The 18,985-nt window shown below is 36.2% G+C and carries 15 protein-coding genes and 2 pseudogenes; 8 read left to right on the plus strand and 9 right to left on the minus strand.

The window, feature by feature from the left end; all coding sequences use genetic code 11:
• Positions 1 to 301: 301 nt before the first annotated feature.
• The 3 genes from NSQ71_RS15345 (at position 302) to NSQ71_RS15355 (ending at position 1,780) form a co-directional block, all read left to right on the plus strand.
• Positions 302 to 937: an FMN-dependent NADH-azoreductase gene (locus NSQ71_RS15345; RefSeq protein ID WP_063386284.1), complete on the plus strand. Its 636-nt coding sequence runs from the start codon at positions 302 to 304 to the stop codon at positions 935 to 937.
• Positions 938 to 1,033: 96 nt separating this feature from the next.
• Complete coding sequence (locus tag NSQ71_RS15350; protein ID WP_340734173.1) at positions 1,034 to 1,276, plus strand: helix-turn-helix domain-containing protein; 243 nt, start codon at positions 1,034 to 1,036, stop codon at positions 1,274 to 1,276.
• A 102-nt stretch (positions 1,277 to 1,378) separates the two neighbouring features.
• Positions 1,379 to 1,780 carry a helix-turn-helix domain-containing protein gene (locus NSQ71_RS15355; protein ID WP_340734174.1) on the plus strand — a complete coding sequence of 134 codons (402 nt, stop codon included), beginning with the start codon at positions 1,379 to 1,381 and terminating at the stop codon, positions 1,778 to 1,780.
• 648 nt (positions 1,781 to 2,428) lie between these two features.
• On the opposite strand, the gene NSQ71_RS15365 is transcribed toward NSQ71_RS15355, so the two are convergent.
• Positions 2,429 to 3,187: a MerR family transcriptional regulator gene (locus NSQ71_RS15365; protein WP_340734175.1), complete on the minus strand. Its 759-nt coding sequence runs from the start codon at positions 3,185 to 3,187 to the stop codon at positions 2,429 to 2,431.
• Positions 3,188 to 3,441: 254 nt separating this feature from the next.
• Here NSQ71_RS15365 and NSQ71_RS15370 point away from each other — a divergent pair, with 254 nt between their 5' ends.
• Positions 3,442 to 4,068 carry a hypothetical protein gene (locus NSQ71_RS15370; protein WP_340734176.1) on the plus strand — a complete coding sequence of 209 codons (627 nt, stop codon included), beginning with the start codon at positions 3,442 to 3,444 and terminating at the stop codon, positions 4,066 to 4,068.
• On the plus strand, positions 4,061 to 4,645 hold the full coding sequence (locus NSQ71_RS15375; protein WP_339193295.1) for a DUF1648 domain-containing protein: 585 nt from the start codon (positions 4,061 to 4,063) through the stop codon (positions 4,643 to 4,645). The genes NSQ71_RS15370 and NSQ71_RS15375 overlap by 8 nt, the downstream gene beginning before the upstream one ends.
• A 31-nt stretch (positions 4,646 to 4,676) precedes the next feature.
• Here the strand turns inward: NSQ71_RS15375 and NSQ71_RS15380 are convergent.
• Positions 4,677 to 4,892: pseudogene (locus NSQ71_RS15380) on the minus strand (DinB family protein); the annotation flags it as partial.
• Positions 4,893 to 5,025: 133 nt separating this feature from the next.
• Here NSQ71_RS15380 and NSQ71_RS15385 point away from each other — a divergent pair.
• Positions 5,026 to 6,276: an IS4 family transposase gene (locus NSQ71_RS15385; RefSeq protein ID WP_339197272.1), complete on the plus strand. Its 1,251-nt coding sequence runs from the start codon at positions 5,026 to 5,028 to the stop codon at positions 6,274 to 6,276.
• A 455-nt stretch (positions 6,277 to 6,731) separates the two neighbouring features.
• Here the strand turns inward: NSQ71_RS15385 and NSQ71_RS15390 are convergent, their stop codons facing one another.
• The 7 genes from NSQ71_RS15390 to NSQ71_RS15420 all read right to left on the minus strand — a co-directional run bounded on the left by NSQ71_RS15390 (position 6,732) and on the right by NSQ71_RS15420 (position 15,934).
• The gene (locus NSQ71_RS15390; RefSeq protein WP_066247353.1) at positions 6,732 to 8,087 is read right to left on the minus strand and encodes an MFS transporter; all 1,356 of its coding nucleotides are present in this window, start codon (positions 8,085 to 8,087) and stop codon (positions 6,732 to 6,734) included.
• Between the two features lie 460 nt (positions 8,088 to 8,547).
• Positions 8,548 to 10,263, minus strand: coding sequence for a M56 family metallopeptidase (locus tag NSQ71_RS15395; protein WP_339197322.1), 1,716 nt, complete (start codon positions 10,261 to 10,263; stop codon positions 8,548 to 8,550).
• 534 nt (positions 10,264 to 10,797) lie between these two features.
• Positions 10,798 to 11,124, minus strand: coding sequence for a YnfA family protein (locus NSQ71_RS15400; RefSeq protein WP_340734177.1), 327 nt, complete (start codon positions 11,122 to 11,124; stop codon positions 10,798 to 10,800).
• A gap of 14 nt (positions 11,125 to 11,138) precedes the next feature.
• The gene (locus NSQ71_RS15405; protein ID WP_066247358.1) at positions 11,139 to 11,969 is read right to left on the minus strand and encodes a DUF1835 domain-containing protein; all 831 of its coding nucleotides are present in this window, start codon (positions 11,967 to 11,969) and stop codon (positions 11,139 to 11,141) included.
• A gap of 30 nt (positions 11,970 to 11,999) precedes the next feature.
• Positions 12,000 to 12,518 (minus strand): general stress protein, encoded by a 519-nt coding sequence (locus tag NSQ71_RS15410; protein WP_144598223.1) that lies wholly within the window; start codon positions 12,516 to 12,518, stop codon positions 12,000 to 12,002.
• Between the two features lie 466 nt (positions 12,519 to 12,984).
• On the minus strand, positions 12,985 to 14,346 hold the full coding sequence (locus tag NSQ71_RS15415; protein WP_094245809.1) for an IS4 family transposase: 1,362 nt from the start codon (positions 14,344 to 14,346) through the stop codon (positions 12,985 to 12,987).
• 703 nt (positions 14,347 to 15,049) lie between these two features.
• A complete protein-coding gene (locus tag NSQ71_RS15420) occupies positions 15,050 to 15,934 on the minus strand; it encodes a diacylglycerol/lipid kinase family protein (RefSeq protein WP_066247365.1) in 885 nt (294 codons plus the stop codon).
• A 677-nt stretch (positions 15,935 to 16,611) separates the two neighbouring features.
• On the opposite strand from NSQ71_RS15420, the gene NSQ71_RS15425 reads away from it, so the two are divergent.
• Both NSQ71_RS15425 and NSQ71_RS15430 read left to right on the plus strand, forming a co-directional pair.
• On the plus strand, positions 16,612 to 17,073 hold the full coding sequence (locus NSQ71_RS15425) for a hypothetical protein (protein ID WP_340734178.1): 462 nt from the start codon (positions 16,612 to 16,614) through the stop codon (positions 17,071 to 17,073).
• Between the two features lie 871 nt (positions 17,074 to 17,944).
• A pseudogene (locus NSQ71_RS15430) lies at positions 17,945 to 18,780 on the plus strand (class II aldolase/adducin family protein); the annotation flags it as partial.
• Positions 18,781 to 18,985: the final 205 nt, after the last annotated feature.

Genomic DNA, 18,985 nt, shown 5'->3' on the forward strand with positions numbered 1-18,985 from the left:
ATTCCAAACAAATGGATGAAAAACGGTTTTCACGACGAAAGCGTTCAAAATCAAAAATAACTGATCAAGGCTCATTCGTAGATCAGCCATGTTTATTGACGATAAGACGTGAAAAATAAATTAAACAGCTGAAAACAAATTATTTGACTAAATTTGGATAAATTTTTTTGCAAGCAAATCATTTGAAATCTAAAACAAACTCCTATAAAATTATCTCGAAATAAATATTTTCAAAATAAAAATTTATAACTTTTATTTTTTCACTAAAAAAATTGCACCAAGTTAGAGAGGAAGGTTTACGTTGACAAAAGTATTGTACATTACAGCACATCCACTTGATGACACCCAATCTTACAGTTTGGCAGCAGGAAAGGCTTTTATCGAAACCTATAAAGAAGCGAATCCTGACCATGAAGTAATTCACCTTGATTTATATAAAGAATATATTCCCCAAATCGATGCTGATGTATTAAATGGCTGGGGGAAACTGAGATCCGGAAAAAGCTTAGATGAGCTTACTTCCGAGGAAAAAGCGAAAGTTGGACGTCTTTCAGAGCTTTGTGAACAATTTATTGAAGCGGATAAATACGTTTTTGTTACACCTTTATGGAATTTTTCATTTCCGCCTGTCTTGAAAGCATATATTGATGCAGTTGCAGTTGCAGGCAAAACGTTTAAATACACTGAACAAGGATCTGTTGGGTTATTGACTGATAAAAAAGCCCTGCATATTCAAGCGCGTGGAGGCATTTATTCAGAAGGTCCAGCAGCTCAAATGGAAATGGGTCACCGCTATTTGGCTGTTGTGATGCAATTTTTCGGTGTTCCTTCATTTGAAGGCTTGTTTGTAGAAGGACACGCTGCTCAACCTGAAAAAGCAGAGGAAATTAAACAAAACGCAATTGCGAGAGCAAAAGATTTAGCGCATACGTTTTAAGTAAAAAATAAAGAGGCTGATCTTTCATGATATGCTCCCCTTAAGGTAGACAGATTAAAATATAAAAAATCTGTTTTACCTTAGGGGGAGTTTTCTATGTATAAGCAATATACTACAGAGTTCAAACTTGAAGTTTTACTTGCATATGAAAACCGAGAATGTACTATTCAAGAGCTTTGTAAAAGGTATCAAATTACTAAATATTCTTTAAGGCAATGGATAAATGAATTTGAGGAATTTGGAATAGAGGGTCTAGAACGTTCAAATTCTTGGAAAGGTTTTAAGGAAGCAGCTGAAGCAGCTGTAAAAGATTATTTATCTGGTGAGTTCTCACAGTAAGAGATTGTCAGGACATATGGTATTAGTAGATCGGTACTTCAACGATGGATGAAGAAGTATAATAGCCATAGAGATTTAACGTCGAAAGGAAAGACAAGCTCTATGACTAAAGGAAGAAAAACGACTTGCAATGAACGGATACAAATTGTGCTTGATTGTTTAGGAAACGGAAAAGATTATAAAAAAACAGCAGAGACTTATGAAGTTTCTTATCAACAAGTATATCAATGGGTGAAGAAGTATGAAAATGGTAAAGAAGAAGCGCTGAAAGACAAACGAGGAAGAAAAAAAGAAGAAGCAAAGTTATCTCCAGAAGAAAAAATGAAACTGGAGATGAAAAAGTTAGAAAGAGAAAATGAACGCTTACGTGCGGAGAATCTTTTTAAGAAAGTTAGAGGAAATCGAAAGGAGGCGAAAGTAAACCAAATCCGTTTTGAAGACAAGTATATCGCAATCCGGGAACTTCATGAGAAAGAAAACCCTAAGCATAATCTTATTATGTGAAATCGCCGGTATTTCACGGGCTGCTTACTATAAGTGGTTAAAACGTTCGCCTTCCTCCCGAGAACTTCAGAATGAAGAAATCGTAAAAGAGATGAAAGTTCTCCATGAGAAAGTTGACTGTTTTCTGCAAGAAAAAAATACAGAGTGTTGCAGTATATCTTTTTCAAAATTTTGAATAAATATACAGATATGTGATCTATCCATCAAGGGCTTGACATGGATCCTCTGTAGCCATGATTCTTTAGCCAAGCGCCAGATTCAACAGTTTTGGCAAAACCAAAAAGGTTATCATGGCTCCTCCTCCATGTAAAGCCCCATTGCAAATCACTGCATAAGGATTTCACTTTTATTTTGCAAAAAACAAGTTGACGGCATCTATGGTTACCGTCGGATGACGTTGAATATAAATCGAAAGCTTGGTCAGAACTTCAATCATAAAGACTGATGAAAGTTGCCGGTATACAATCTGTTATTCGAAAAAAGAAGAAATCTTATAAGCGATCTACTCCTCAACATGTTGCAGAAAATATATTGAATCGTGAATTCACAGCGGAAAAGCCAAATGAAAAATGGGTAGTTGATGTCACAGAATTAAAATATGGTTCATCAAAGAAAGCATTCCAAAGACCGAATTGTAAAAAATTCTTTTCAATTCATGGTATAAATTCGAACTGCATCTCTTAAAAATTCCGCTGCTCCAAGATGTTTTTTATCATAATACGCTTTAAATCTTTCATCTGCTACATACATCTCTGTTACTCCTCTATGAGCTTCCTTCGTATAATGATCCCAAAAATAGCAGAGCCATTGACGATGCAAATCAGCTGCCTTCTGTGCCAGCTCGCTCGCTGGATCTCCAGTTACAAATGCTTTATTCAGTGTATTCAAGACCTCTTCCTCAAGCTGTTTCAGCTGTTCGAACTGCTCTTTTGTCATGTTTTTCAGTTTTTGATTAGATCGATCGACGACTTCGCCTCCATATTTTTCTCTAACTTCATGCCCATATTTTCTTTCATTTTCTTCAATTAATTTTTGTTTAAAAGCTTCAAATTTCTCTTTATCGCTCATCGTGATCCTTCCTTCCTTTGCCACTATTGTTTTCTCCACATTTGCGATTAATGAATCTAGCTGCCTGCGTTTTGCAAGAAGCTTTTCGCGGTGTTCCTTTAAAGCTTTCATGCTGTCGAAGGATGGTGAATTGATGATTTTTTTAATTGTATCTAAATCAACTCCAAGCTCTCGATAAAAAAGAATTTGCTGCAGTTTATCAACCTCTTTTTCCCCATATATGCGATATCCGGATGAATTGATTTTCGCTGGCATAAGAAGCCCAATTTCATTGTAATATCGCAATGTCCTTGTTGTAACTCCGGTCAATTCTGCTAATTGTTTTACCGTATATTCCATCCTTTCACCTCCTGACAAGATCATCATAAACCTTTACGCAACGTCAATGTACAGAGAAAAATTAATGTTATAATAAACATAATATTGAGAAAATAAAATAAGGCTGTGATCACTTAGTGTTTTTACAAAAAAATATCCTCAATGCTATTTCTTATGTTAAACCCAAATTCACCGGCGCCGGATTCTCGCTGTTTATTTTTTTTACTGTTTTTTTCATTGCAGCTGATTTTGACTTGTATGGAGTTTCAAAAGATTTGAATAACCCTTATCTTTGGAGCATTTTTTACGGATACGGAATAATTTGTTCTATTTTTATTGACCTGCTGGCTGTGAAAATTCCTAAAATCACTGGAACCATTAAAATTGCCTTTTACGTTTTGGCAGGATATCTCTTTTTTTTGCCTTTCGGATGGATGATGGTGATTGTTGGCGGAACAGTCGGAGCTCTTTGTTCATTAGTTTTTTATTTTGGAACATACATGGCGCGAAAAAACGCATTTTTTAAATATATTTTTGCAATCTGTGCTCCGTTTATTTTGTGTATTATTTTAAACACGGATTTTACTGTAAAAAAAGATTGGCGCGAATGGAAAAGGAATTCAAGCTATATCGCACTTTTCGACTATTTCCACGGAGAACACGCCATTCCGATTTATGCGGAAAAAGGTCAAACGATTACGTTTTCCGTTAAAATTCAAAACAATAACGGAGGCGGACATGGTTTTCATGTATTGAACAAAGACGGTGACGTTGTCGCCATGAAAGAAGTCGACGAAAGCACATATCAAATCAAAGCGGCAGAAAAAAGCATCTACCATATCATCGTCACAGGCGACAAACTGAAAGGAAGCTTTACAGTTACTTGGGATGTAAATGAGTAATAGAATCCTGCAGCTGCGATTAAATGAAACACAACAAACGGTGAATACGTATGAAAACATCGATAATGGAAAAACGGAGGTTTTCTCTGTGGAGAAAAAAAAGAAAATTGAAAATGTTCTTTTGACACTTTCAATTATTGGGCTTTCAGCAATGTTCATTTACGTCATTTTCATTTGGGAGCATTTGCCGGATACTATACCACGGCATTTCAATTTCAAAGGCGAACCGGATGGATTCGGCGGAAAAGGCTTCATTCTTGTTCTGCCTTTTACAGGACTAGGAATATTTGTCTTGACAACATTATTGTCCCGCATTCCCGACGCATTTTATTATCAGTACAATGCTACAAAAGAACAAAAAAAGCTTCTTTATAATCAAGGAAGGATTTTCATCCGTTTATTGCAAGCAGAAATAGTTTATTTCTTTTTATTCGGGGTCTGGCGAACCGCTCAAGTCGCACTCGGAAAAGCAGATGGACTTGGAGTCTACCCGCTTTATATTTTCTTAATTGTCATACTAGGGACATCGATTTATTTTGCCTTCCGCACAAACAAAGTTCTGAAAGAAACCAGATGACATCAGTTCGATGATCATCTGGTTCATTTCATCAACCGCGCATCACATAACGTAGAAGGGCCGTATTCCCCATTTCCCGCACATAGACGAACAGCTGTCCTTTATGGTGGATTTCATGATCCATCGCAGTTTGCAATCATTGCGATCCAGACATTTTCGCTCCAAAAATTTTGGAAAGATCGACTTGGCGATCTAGATCCTCATTCGTCACGGATTCTAGCAGGCTTTTTGTTCTTTCAGTATCAGTAGCATTGCATTAAGTTAATTTTAATTTGTCAAGCCCAATTTTATGTTAAATTTCATCTTTTTGGATATAAAAAAACTCCTTATAATTAGGATTGGCAGTCCTATCCAAATCCTAAGAATAAGGAGAAACCATTATGGATAAGAATACCACAGAATCCACAATAAATGAACTATTTAAAGAGATCGATCCAATAACTTTTTCAAAACTAATTAATGTGATTGACGTTGACAAATACATTAAAAAATTAACAGCGTATAAGTTTTTACAACTTTGTATCATCGCTCAGATAAATGAATTGGAAAGCTTAACAAAATTGGCCAAACATTTGAAAGACAAGGAAGAGTTGCAGACATATCTGGAATTTGATGCAATTAGTACTTCGCAACTTTCTCGCAAATTAGGCCAATTATCCCCTCAACTGTTTGAAAAAGTATTTAAATATCTGGTCTTAAAGATCCAAGGGCAAATGAAAAATGCCCCGATCATCCGAAACATTGGTCGTCTTCTGGTCATTGATTCTACCACGATGAGCATGAGTTTGAGCCAATATCCATGGGCAACTTTTCGTAAGACAAAGGCTGGTGTTCGACTCCATTTAAAGGTTGTTGTAACGAAGGATATCACTGTTCCGGATCAAGGGATTATCTTACCCGCGAAACATGCCGATCGCACACAGATGGACGAACTCATTGAAATCGATCCAAATGCGATTTACTTGTTTGATCGAGGGTATGTCGATTACAAACAGTTCGACCGCTTATGCCGAGAAGGGGTGCGATTCATTACCCGGCTTAAAAAGAACGCAGAGATTGAAGTTTTATCGGAACGGATTCCCAATCCAGAACGTTTGATTTATAGGGATCAGATTGTCATTTTAGGAAATGACCGTAATCATACCAAAATGACTCATCCTCTCCGATTGATCGAAACGGTCGACAGCGAAGGGAATCCCGTGATCATCATAACCAATTGCTTTGATCTTTCTGCGGAAGAGATTGCAGATTTATACCGATATCGCTGGAAGATAGAGACCTTCTTTAAATGGATGAAACAGCACCTTAAGATAAAAAGATTTTATGGAAAAAGTCAAAATGCCGTTTACAATCAAATTTGGATCGCCCTAATCACCTATTGCTTACAGGCCATGCTCCAATTAAAAGTGAATCACGATGGTCCTTTATTAGAGATCAAGCGAACTTTACAGAATCTGCTTTTTAAAGGTTTTGACTGTTTTGTTCGCTCCCTTTTTAAAAAGCCAATTCGAACGTCCAACGGTCGGAAAAAATACCATTGGGAAAAAGATTTTGAAACCATCGTGTACCAATTTGAAGAAGGGGAGGTGGAACACCTAGACGATTTAGTTTATGATCCAATGTTTCTGTAATATATTACCAAATTGTGGAAGTGGACTGCCGATTAAGACGTCATTGTCCTTTTAAGCTTGCTTAGAAAGATTGTATGTCTGAATATTCAGTTACATGAAATAACTGGAATTTTTATTGAGCTTGACAAACATTAAATTTTTTTATGCAACGCTACTGTTTCAGTATACATTTCTGCTAGTTTTTTTAAGTCTTTTTCCATCTCTTTCAATTTTTCGCCAAATGCATCCGGATTTCACTGTTTTTGCAAATCGATAACATTTGAAACACAAGATCTTTCACAGGCATCGATGTCGACGCAGGCTTATAGTTATAATGCTCTTGTTTCATTTTACCATCCGTTCTATGTCACATTTCGATGAGCCAAAAAGTACTGAACAAACCGATTCGTACGAATCATAGGTATCCCTTTATGTAAGAATCCCGAAGAGACCATCTCCTCGGGATTTTACAAAAATTATTTTTCGACGGCTACATCTTCATTGATTATCTCAGATTGTTTTTTCTCTTTGTAATAGACTGAATGCTGCTCTTGAATGAACAATACTGCTAAACCGCCAAGCACTGCTGCACTGGCAATAGCTGCAAAATTATATTGCGGCTGTAAATTTAATGAAAGTAAAATCCCGACAAATGTAGGGGCAACTATTCCGCCTAAACGGCCAAATGCCATTGTACTTCCTACAGCTGTTGAACGCATATTAGTAGGATAATATTGAGAAACGAATGCGTTCGCCATATTTTGAACCCCGACGGATGCTGCACCAATAACAGAAATCAGGGCAAAAGCGATGAATGTACTGTTGGCAAAACCGATTAAAGATAGTGCAATGGCTCCACAGAAAAACAATGGAACAAGCACTTTTTTAAAGCCTAGCCGGTCAACTATAGGGCCGAAAACAACTGTTCCGACAATCGCTCCAATTTGCATGACAGCAGTAAATGCAAGGCTTGAGCTTAAATCATAGCCAACTTCCATCATAAGGCGCGGCAGCCATGTATTCATGGAATAAATTAATACAAATGCGCTAAAGCAGGAAATCCAGAACATAACGGTGCTGAATGCACGTTTTTCCTCAAACAAACTGACAATAGGCGATCCCGCTTCTTTCACTTTTTCCTTTTTTTCAAATTCCCCATCGCTGCTAATTCCCGGCTCAATTTTGGCAAGAATTTTTTTAGCTTCTTCTTCCTTTCCTTTTTCCAAAAGAAAGTCGATGGATTCTGGAACACTTTTCAACAAGAAAGGAATGAACAATAAGGGAATTCCGCCTACCCAATATACTGACTCCCATCCAACTGTAGGAAGGAGCTGCCTGCTTGTAAGCGCTGCCAGAATAGCTCCTGCAGAATAACCGCAAAAAATGAATGAAACAATTGCTGTGCGAACCCGTCGCGGTGAATATTCAGTTGCTATTGCAACGACATTAGGCATAACTCCGCCCAGACCAACACCTGCAATGACACGAAAGATCGTAAATAAGACAGGATTTGCTGCAAAACCTGCGAGCAGCGTGAAAAAGCTAAACAAGAACGTAGTCAACAAAATAATATTTTTTCGCCCTATTTTATCCGATAACAATCCAAACAAAACAGCACCGATTGCTGTTCCGACAACTGTATAGCTGCCAATAGCCCCGGCAGTGACATCCGAAATTCCCCATTCCTTAATAAGCAGCGGGACAGAAGCACCGTAAATGACAACATCAAATCCGTCAAACATAATAACGATAAATAACCAGAAAATCAGCCAAATATGGAATGAATGAATGCGGCTGTTGTCAATTACGTTCATTGGGTTAATCCGTTTCATATTATTATAGACCTCCTCATCAAAAATTTTTTGTATTTTACATTTTAAGTAAGCGTTTGCAATTTATCTGAAACACCTCTCTTTTACTTAATATTTTGAATTATCTTTAAGTTGATTGTAGCATCTCATTATCATAATTGTTATCTACTTATTGTAGAAAAAAACACATTCATTTTCCTAAATTATGTGGTCAAATCTGCAGAAAAGAAGATTGACAAATACTCTTCTATTTTTCACTCTGACTGCTAGCGGGCCAAATTGGTTTTCGTCTTCCATTACGATTTTCCCGGCATTGGGAAAAGGTAAAGACAAAAAGATTATGATCAACGGATACCCATAAAATACAAAAAGCCGGCACTCAAAATGCCGACTCAATATGAAAATTCGTCACATTTTCTCGTATGGGGGTTATGTTTCTATCGTTTAATTTTTAATAAGCATTTCAAACGATAAAAATGATTCACATGCTTTCCATTTTATTCTTTTTATCAGGAAGCGATTCGTAAAAACGCTCTTTCCACCACTTTCGTATTTTTTTCATGTTCCATTCCGTTCCAGTTTCCTTTAAAGATTGAATACGCCAATACATTGGCGGGTGGATCATAAATTGAAATTCTAGAAATCTGAAAAACCATGAATCCCGCTCAATCGATGAATTTTGTTCTTCATTACTTAAATTGTAGCGTTCTGCTTTGTATGTCAACTCATCTTGTTTTACAGCTAAAGCAGTTAAACCGTCTGCCATTTGATCATTTCCGTTGTCAAGCCATATAGCCCCTAAATGATCTGCCCGCACTTCCATCCATTGCAAAAGAAGAGACTGGATAAGAGGAAAGAATAAAATAAGAACAAAAACAATGTAAAAAAGAAGAGACTCATTTCTTAGTATAAGAGAATGGTATAACCAATAAATAAATAAAACAATTACTAAAAGCGCAAGTATACGTATAATTTGACCGATCATGACATCCCGTTTTTTTACATGCACAGCTTCATGAGCAAAAACCGCTTCGATTGCTTCCAACGGAAGCTTTAACGTTTCCGACGTTAATACGATCATTGATCGACCGATGTTTGCCCCAGTTGCAAAACCGTTTAATTCATTCGCCTCTGTTTGAAAAACTTTCACATCAGAAATTCCAGCCCGACTTAGCACTTTGTCTGCAACAGCTAAAACATTTGGATCATCTATCTCTTTCACGTCTAATGCAATTTTTAATAATCGATCAGAAATGTAAAGATTAAATATCCACAAAACAATGACCGCAATCGTGATCGCCCAAATAGGAACCTTTAGCAGTGATAAGATAACAGTCAATGTCGTGTAGGCGCCGACTCCTTTGACGGAAATGGCAAAGTACATTTTGCCGAGAAGTCTTTTTATATTTTTTTTATGATAAAATGGAAGCACTTCAACTTGTGCAATTTCCGACGGTAGTTCCTTTTCTTCCCGGCTTTCAATGGTCGTAAGCCAAGAAGTGTTTTTAGCATTAAAATAGACAGTTTCGCCTGAAAATACTAGCTTTAATGTTTTTCCCATACTTGTCGTGAAATCTTCATTTGTTGAAAACATCGTAAATAATGGGAATAATTTAAGTACATCAACATTTGACTCGAGCTTTGCTTCCGAAAGTTCTGAAAGCGGATATCGTTTCGCTGTGATGTTCGATAATATGTAAATACAATTTGTTTCTTTGCTGAAATACACTTCAAGGTTTCGATAAAGAACAGCTTTTTTTAACAATTGACAAATCATTACAACATTCGTATATAACAAAATGAGAGACCAAACAGAATCGTATGAATTGAAAACAAAATATAAGACAGATAGACCAATGAATGTCATCGCAAATGCCGCATCAACCCAAACCCGACTCGAATGTTTATTGAGTTCAATCTTTTCAATTTCCACTCTGTTTGCTTCATTTTTTATTTTTTCGTAACCCGATTCATGGGAAAACGTGATTAAACACATAAGAAAAGAGTATCCAAAGCTAGACATCGCTCTAATTGTAAAACCTAATTCATATGCTATAAATAAATAGACTGCAAGAACAGATAACAGTACGATTTCTATCACCAATAACGGAAAAAAGGATATCCGCTTTTTCAACCAAACATGCAAAAAACCAGCTAACACTCCTCCAAGCATAATCAATACCAACGCCCAGATCATGAGCACACCCCGTTTTTTTTATATTCCTTACATATGTATTAACGTTTTTTTTCTATAAAAGTTTCTAAAAAATTGAATTCCTCGCTTCACCAATTCAACAGCAGGGGCTTCCTAAGAACGCCAGCAATCTTTTTATATACTAAAAAAATTGCAATAGCTTGACATTAAGGAGATTTTCGTCCATTTTTTAAAGACTCGTTGGATTGGTCGGGAATGGGAGCGATCTGTTATTCAAATAAAACAAAAAAATCATTTTGATTGCACCTTCCGCCACGCTTGTTGCCATTATTCAGAGCCTGTAATATCTCTGAAGTGTAACGGCAAGCTGAAGCCTTTATTAAAAAATCGCACATTATCGGCATCACCGGAAAAAAGTCATTCAGCATAACGCTAAAACTGTCAATTAATTAGGATGCCATACTCCCTATACGGAATTTGTCTTGCTCATGCTCGATATGTTCCGAGAAAGCTTACTCACTCGCACATTATTTAATTGCAGCTATTCTATTAAAAATCCCTATCAGAATGGACAGTCTAATGTCTTGTACCCCAAAGCATGATTGAAACTCCAATTAAACAAATGCCTGCTCCGATCCAATCGTAAATATCAGGAGTTTTTTTATCAACCCACCATCCCCACAAAACAGAAAGAATAATAAACACGCCGCCATAAGCGGCATATACTCTACCGAATGTAGGAAAGTTTTGCAAAGTAGGGATCAGCCCATATAGAACCAAGATCATACTACCAATAACTCCGTACAAGTAGTGTTTTCCTTCACGTATCCATAGCCAGACTAAGTACCCTCCGCCAATTTCAGCTAAACCAGCAAGAATAAATAAAATAATGGCGTAAATCATATTTCACCACTTTCCTATCGCAATTTAACACTATAGAAGGCCATAGCTTCCAGACTGCCTTCCATTTCAAAAGCTCTCTTTTCAATCAGCTTTCTTAGCCGATATTCCAAGAATTCATCTCCTACATATTGGTCTAGATGCCCCAGTACTTCACCGATTAATCTAACTGATTTTATAAAATCCTTCGTCTTCATTTCATTATGCAGCTTTTTCGCTCTGTTTATTATGAAAAGATCATAATAATCTTCCGAAACGCTGTGTATCGTTCCGTTTTGCCAAATTCGCAATACTTCGCGAGTATTTGCAAGAGCGAGCCATTCCTTTTCAAAATTCTCTCTTTCATGCTGGGAAAGAGGCGGTTCATTTTTACTTTGTTCATATATGAATCGAAGCTTTTCAGGAGGAATTTCACCTGTATCCAAAACAGTATATTTTTCTTTTCGTTTCTTAAAAAGCTCGCCATATACCTTTGTCGTGTTGATGAGGAAGATGTCATTATTTTTATTCTTCAATAGATATAAAACAAATCGCAATCCGGTCTGTTCATGAGCGTTGTCAGAAATCCATATCATAATAGGTGATCCTTCTGGAATCGCTGTTATTTCATTGACTGTTTTTTGAAAGTTTTGTTCATACTCATGAAACTCATTGTATGCATCCGTCAAATTATTTTTTATCCAATGAAATCTCGCTTCTTTTCCAATGTCTTCATGCAGTCTCCAGATCGGACCTACCGAGAATGTTTCCCAAAAAGAAATGACGCGCTCTTTTTTCTCCACATCTAAATCCCTTAAGACCATTTTTAAACTCCCCGAAGGTGAAGCGCCAAGCAGAATATGTATCATTTATAATCTTCCTTCCGCTATCTTATTACTTTATCCTAATCTTTCAAAGTCTTTACGTAAACACGATTTTTTCAGCTTTTTCGACTTTAAGAGGTACTTCATATCAGAAAAATTGTCATATGAAAGCTGAATATGAAAATAGTTTATATACTCAAGTATGGCAAAAACATAAATAAATCCCGCTATGTACAATCCTGTTGCAGGTACCGACGGATACCATCTGACTAGATCGACAAAAAACATGAAAGGCGAAATGATGATAAACAGTGTATTCCATTTCTTTATATTTTTTAATCGATGGACGATATAAGCAGGAGTTATGGCAGTATTTTCTTTTTTTAATCGCTTCCATTTTGCAAACCAATACACACTACCCTGAAATAAGAGAAACTCTAACAGAAAAAACGAAATCCAAAAAGAGTACAGCGAATATAAATGCAAATGGGCAAAGACTTTATTCCAAATGAAACTAATGATAAAAAAAATGACTGCTGCCATTGCCTCCCCAGTATATAAATAGAAAAATCTCTTCTCCAATTTTCCCCTCAAGTGCATCACCTAGTTCCTTCGTCTCGGATGGCTGATTAATCGTTAAGGATGTAAATACGGTATAGCACCATTTTCATACGTCTCAGCTCTTGTTTTGTTTCACTAGATGCTGTATTCATTGATATTTAACGGAGAAACTTTATGTGCTTTTCGCACCGAACAATCCTAATTTTCCATTGCCAACATCTAGGACACAACTTGAATCGCAGTGTTTAAAAATTGACTAAGGTACTTTATTTTTTAATAAAAAATGGGTTAAAATTCTGAATTGATTCATTGCCCTTTTCCATGAAAATGTTTTATCATTTTTTTACTTTCTCCTATTTTTTGATTGAACGATCAAGAGCCTTCTCTTCAAACTATTTATTGGCAAATAATTTAAATTGCAACAATTTTACAATGAGAAGTGAGCAAAACATTATTTTGGATCCACGAACATATTCTCGTTCTAAATAAAGTTAGATTCTCAACTTTCGCAGCTCAATTTTGGTAAATAAGCCTTGATATAATTAGGCAAAACTACAATCCATTTACGTAATTGACTTTCGATGAATTTTTTAATCTTTTGATTTACATTTTGAAGTGCATCTTCAAGAATTTCAATGAGTAGTTGAAGTGCAAAGGCCCAATCTAGTTCATCGATTTCATCACAAAGTTCATAAAAAATGCCGCCTAATGTTCGATAATCTGTACTTACTCGGTTTTGCCAAGACAAAACAATGTACCTTGTAAACACAATAGTGGTATGGCTGATCATGGAATCATAAGATCTTCCTTGGAACTCTTTTTGGAGTTTCAATAAGGATTTGACTGTTTTGAAGAATACTTCAATATCCCAACGTATCCCATAAATACGAATGATTTCTTGATCCGATAAAGTACAGTCTGTACTCAAAATAGCTAGCCACTGTCTCTTTTTATTACGATTACGGACAAATACCACTTTAACAGGTACGCCATTTGCCATCGTTGTGTGAATAGAGCGCAAAATACCCTTTTGATGTTGTGATGGTTTAGCTGTTTGGTATAGTTTTTTTAGGCTCACCCATTCACCGTTCACTTGATATCTTTGTTTTGTATCCTTCACCATTCCAATAACATCCAACCCTTGATCCACAATGGACTTGATCAAAGGCTGTTGGGTAAACCATGTATCCATTAAAACGTATGAGGCATCGATTCCTTGAGAAAGTGCCCGTTTAATCATATTGGGAATAACTTCCGGCGCTTTTTGTAAAGCTTCGACACGCCGCTTATAACCGGATGTACGCTTATCGATTCGGTTATCAATCCCATTGATTTGGGAATTCGTAGAGCTTAATAAAGCAAAATCAATAGGCAAAAATGTAGCACCATCTGACCAGCCGAGTGTAAGCATACGAAATCCTTTGTAATAACGCATTTTTTGAGAAGAATGATCGAAACAGCGAGCAAGCAGTTCAACCTTTTTACTGCGATTTCGTTCATAAGATGAGTCGTCCACGATCAGCACTTTCGGACGGTCGTGTCTCGTTAAACTACTTACCTTCATAATGGTGAAAGTACTCAAAACAAGTAAAAACCTGCGCCAATTGTATTGAGGGTTATTTAAGAAGCGATAAATAGCGTTTTTTTCCGGCAAATCTTTAGCTTTTTTACTTTGAAGAAGTCGAAACAAATTTTTGCCTTCAAAAACTAAACTAAAAACTAGCTGGAATAAATAGGCGCAGGAATAACCGAAACCCTTGTTAATTCCCACTTTCCTTAAATATTTTAAGATTTCAAGTTCATCAAATATAGCTTTTACTTCTTTTGGTAGTTGATTGTTCAGTCTGTTATTCGTTATCATAATAAGAGACACCTCACCTGCTTTTGGTAATGTTTTTTCTGGACAATTAAACTATACCAAAAGTTGAGGTGTTTTTTTTGCAAATTTTTATGTCAAGAAGTATTCGAAACAACCAACAAACCCATTAACCGTAAGGCTTAGAAATCCAATTTACTGTGAGAAAGTTGAGTTAGATTAAAAAAGAGACACAGATTAATATAGTAATAGACTAAAATCCATAAAAAATGCGTTATGAGTAAGCTGTAATCATCAAACAGTTCGTTAGCGAAATCAAATGTACAAACGCTCATGAACTCTGAGAAAAAATACAAACTTGTACGAAAAATATCAGAAACTCGCCACATCTTCCAAAGATTTTAATTTCCTGACTGTTTTTTTTGGCCTAAAACTAATATATCTGCAACGTTGAAAAGATTAAAATTTATTATATTTACAAACATTCAGTAAATAACTTTTGCATTTAAAGTCCAATAACGATTTTATAATTCCACAATTTTCAAATTGATAATAAAGCTAAAGTATGTTAAGAAAATCTTTTTATTGAGAGACATTTACATCCCTTATAAGTTAACAAGAAAAGACTTGGAATGCATCGTGTATTAAATTGTTTTTCCATTTTTATACTAATTATGGTGAATGACTTCCCAAACAGAAATACCTAAGTCGTGTTCTCACTAAGATCATTCATCTTTACAACCACTATTTAAATGATAAGCAACCCACCTCTTTGAATCGTCACACTCATCGGAGTTTTAGTGAGAATCTCGCCATCTCCTTGCACAATAACAGGTAAATCGGAGATAACTTCCACTTGTTTCCCTGTTATCATAGTTACACCAGGATGTAGTATATGTTTGCCTTTAAACGCCTTTGGAAAAGTGCGCAACAGCTCCCATTTATTCATGCCGTGTACTATACAAATGTCAAATAGTCCATCATTATAACAAGCATTTGGACATATTTTAATACCTCCGCCATAGTTTGAGATATTGGCAATTGCAATTAACCATACATTACAAAAAACTAGTTTCTCCCCATCAACCATTAATTGAATGCTGACAGGACGATATTTTAATAAAACATGCAAGAAGCTAAGTCCATATGAAAGATTACCTAATCTAATAAAATTCAGCCAATTTTTATATTTCGAGCCATTGTTTATCTCGGCGACTTTACCGTCAAAACCGATCCCCATTACAGTAATGAAGTATTCGTTGCCAATTCTTCCAATATCAATTTTTCTTTGTTTTCCCATTAAAATACGTTTTAAAGCCTTTTTATAGTCCTTTGGTATATCAAGAGCCCTTGCAAAATCGTTTCCCGATCCTGCAGGAATAACACCCAAAGGTATATTCGAATTGATTAACCCGTTAGCAACATCATGGATTGTACCATCTCCTCCTACGGCTACAACAGCATAACATTTTTCAGAAGACAACTCCTTAGCAATTTCTGCTGCATGTTTTGGACGATTGGTAAAGCGCACTTGATAATTTATCTGTTTTTCTTGAAGCAACTTTTCAGTCTTTTTCCAAACTTTTAATCCTTTTCCGTTTCCTGAGATTTTATTGACGATAAAATAATACATACTAAAGATCTTTCCTTTATTAAAGATATGAAAGTTTTATATATTATGCCAAAACCGTTTTATTTGGCATGGTTTTATCATCTCCACATTCACTTCGTTTAGAGGTGGGCGTTTCTCGATGAAGCTTCTGTACAGAAGAAGGTTGTCAGAAGTTTTCTAGATGGATTAGAAAGCAACAACTGCTTGTTTGCCGATTAAGCGGTCCAACCACTTTCCTGCTTGGTTACCCAATCCGTTGATACATTCATCTCGTTTGCACATTCAAATGGAAGATGTTCCCATGCACTGTCTTGCCAAGTTTTTTGTAAATTCTCTATCTATTTTATTACAATTTTCTCCTATTTACAGGAATCTATTCACACAACTCCATTTATGCTGTCAATGTGAAAAATCCCCAATGACCGTCGGCTATCACTTGAAATACAAGGAATTGATCTTTGTTTTTTCCTAAGTTTACTGGCAATCCTTTAAAAAATTTTTTGATGAGTAACAAAAGACAAAAGAAAAAACTTCTTTACTATCTTTGCAGAAAAAATGAATGAGACATAGATTGAAGGAGTTGTCTTATGTTGCAAAAGGGATGATTGCTTGACATATCCAATAAAATGTTATTTTTTGTAACAAAGAAAAATTAGGTGAATACAATATAATCGAATTTCAGGAAAGGAGAAATCAATATGCAATATGATTATAACTTGAACTATGCTTATAACCTAGATCAACAAGTTCCATATGCGAATCCTCAGGAGCCGTATGAAGAAAATATGCATTATCGGGATCATTATGATCACCATGTGAGCAAGCATGATTTTTGCAAAAGACATAAGCATTATTACGTCTTGCTGGAAATGGACGATGGAAAAATGTATGATGGCATTATTGATAAAGCCGATAATGATCATGCCTATTTATTAGTACCTATTGGCGACCAACGAGAAGAAGATAACGAAGAAGAAAGACAATTTGGCTTTGGTGGATTCGGAGGTCCTTTCGGAGGATTCGGATCTCCTTTCGGTGGATTCGGAGGTCCTTTCGGTGGATTTGGAGGGTTTGGGCATTTCCCATTTCGTTTTCGGAGATTTAGGAGATTCCGATTCCCGTTTTCAAGGATTCGTCGTTTTTCATTTCCGTTTTCTTAAGTTAATACATTTATGTGGTCGGCAGCTTCCTTATGGAGTTGCCCGTTTTTTGCTTGAAAATTTGCTCCGCTTATATTGAAGCTATACTATTGTACACCCCTTGATTTAATTTCCTGCTACCACATATAATTTCCATTTATCCATCCGTTAAGTGTTTTGCGGCTTGTTCCAAAAACAATTTTTATTCTGATCTGCCGCCTTTTGTTTGGATTTACGCTTAACAGAATTAAGCGGTGGAAATAGAGTACGGATTTGCTTCAAGTACTGATCGGAGAGTGGTTTTTGCACTAATATTGGCTTGGCATTCTATTTTTATTAGTACAAAAAAATTTTGATGTTATCGTTATCATCAATATTTGCTAACTAAATGTCGTTTACGTCCTTTACGGTACCGTCAAGAATTTTGTGTGTAATGCAAGATAGATAGGGCAGTCTCCTGTTTGGAAAGGAAGAATCCCTTTTCCCCTTTTTTTAATATAATAATATGGTTAAATGTAGCCATTTACAAACATATTCGCTGAGTTTCGATGGTAGCTTCTATGCCGTTCCTCCTGTTAGATTTCGAGGAAATTTTTGATTTCTTCCTGCTAAATCAGTTCTAGCTATGGGAGACTAACCTTTTTTGATTGCTGCAGCACCATCATAAGTTTCATAACAGCCTCAGCAAATGCAGTATAAATGGAACTTTCAAGTTCATCTAAATACATCATTGGCCCAACAACAACTTTTTTTACTGGTTTTCGAATCCACTTTTTCGCATCTAGACAAATAATCGCAACCGGAAGAACAGGCGCTCCTGTTTTTAACCCGAAAAAGCTACCCCTTTTTTTCGGATTGACACTTCCCCGTTTTTACATCTTTTACCTTCAGGAAATCAGCCTATCCGTATTTAATCAGGTCTTTAGCAAATCATTTAATGTATATCTTACATAACGATAATGAAACAACAGATATTTATTTTCTTACACCTGAACAAGGTTTTTATAAATTGGAGTATAGAAAAGGAGAAGCAGCAACATTTTTTAAACAAATTTTTGAAAGATTGGAACCGCTCGCAGCTTCGCAGTTAGTCATTGACAATAATTTTTATGATGATCTTCCGGAAGAGATGTGGAACGGAGATGAGATTACGAGATCATTAAGCGAATCCGGAAAAAAGCTTGACCGCATGAATTTACTTCCCGCCCCATTTCCATTGGAGGAATATCTTACACCTCGTGATCTCCGTCATCTAAAAAAACTTTACGGATTAGGAGGTCTAAGCTATGGAAACCTCAGTGCCAGACGGGACAGTGAAAGCTTTTGGATGAGTGCAAGCGGAATTAACAAAGCAGATATGAAAACAGTTGGTGAAGATTTTCTCTTAATAAGTGGATACGATCCTGATAAAAATGCCATGAAAGTAAGCGTTCCTCCGAATATAACACCAAAAAGGGCATCTGTCGACGCTATTGAGCACTGGATGATTTATAAAGAGCACCCGGAGGTAGGAGCAATTGTACATGTTCATGCTTGGATGGACGGCATAAAGGCTACAGAGATTAACTATCCTTGTGGAACAATTGAACTTGCAAAAACGGTGGCTGAACTTGTCCGAATTTCAAAAGAGCCTTCTAAAGCTATTATTGGTCTTAAAAACCATGGACTAAAGATGACATCTTTGAACGTATCGAAGGCAAAATTATCCCCCAAGTACCGATGTCTTAACGTATTTACATGTTTTTGAACCAACGGAATTTTTATTGAATGATTAAGGCTCCCGAAAAAAAATTTGGATAGAGAGAGGGGATTTAACCTTACTTATTTGGTTTGTATGTATTTTTAAGCATCGGCAAATCCCCTGCAACTTTCTCCCTGCTCGCCAAACGGTGCACCGCGTTTTTCACATTGCATCCATCTATTGAAGCATCAG

This window comes from Aeribacillus sp. FSL M8-0235, from assembly GCF_038000355.1.
Lineage (GTDB): Bacteria > Bacillota > Bacilli > Bacillales > Aeribacillaceae > Aeribacillus > Aeribacillus composti.

What these genes read in the sequence shown, in the direction of transcription:
- NSQ71_RS15350 (WP_340734173.1), top strand. Translation starts at nt 1,034, where the DNA reads ATGTATAAGCAATATACTACAGAGTTCAAACTTGAAGTTTTACTTGCA.
- NSQ71_RS15355 (WP_340734174.1), top strand. Translation starts at nt 1,379, where the DNA reads ATGACTAAAGGAAGAAAAACGACTTGCAATGAACGGATACAAATTGTG.
- NSQ71_RS15365 (WP_340734175.1), bottom strand. Translation starts at nt 3,187, where the DNA reads ATGGAATATACGGTAAAACAATTAGCAGAATTGACCGGAGTTACAACA.
- NSQ71_RS15375 (WP_339193295.1), top strand. Translation starts at nt 4,061, where the DNA reads ATGAGTAATAGAATCCTGCAGCTGCGATTAAATGAAACACAACAAACG.
- NSQ71_RS15385 (WP_339197272.1), top strand. Translation starts at nt 5,026, where the DNA reads ATGGATAAGAATACCACAGAATCCACAATAAATGAACTATTTAAAGAG.
- NSQ71_RS15390 (WP_066247353.1), bottom strand. Translation starts at nt 8,087, where the DNA reads ATGAAACGGATTAACCCAATGAACGTAATTGACAACAGCCGCATTCAT.
- NSQ71_RS15395 (WP_339197322.1), bottom strand. Translation starts at nt 10,263, where the DNA reads ATGATCTGGGCGTTGGTATTGATTATGCTTGGAGGAGTGTTAGCTGGT.
- NSQ71_RS15400 (WP_340734177.1), bottom strand. Translation starts at nt 11,124, where the DNA reads ATGATTTACGCCATTATTTTATTTATTCTTGCTGGTTTAGCTGAAATT.
- NSQ71_RS15405 (WP_066247358.1), bottom strand. Translation starts at nt 11,969, where the DNA reads ATGATACATATTCTGCTTGGCGCTTCACCTTCGGGGAGTTTAAAAATG.
- NSQ71_RS15415 (WP_094245809.1), bottom strand. Translation starts at nt 14,346, where the DNA reads ATGATAACGAATAACAGACTGAACAATCAACTACCAAAAGAAGTAAAA.
- NSQ71_RS15420 (WP_066247365.1), bottom strand. Translation starts at nt 15,934, where the DNA reads ATGTATTATTTTATCGTCAATAAAATCTCAGGAAACGGAAAAGGATTA.
- NSQ71_RS15425 (WP_340734178.1), top strand. Translation starts at nt 16,612, where the DNA reads ATGCAATATGATTATAACTTGAACTATGCTTATAACCTAGATCAACAA.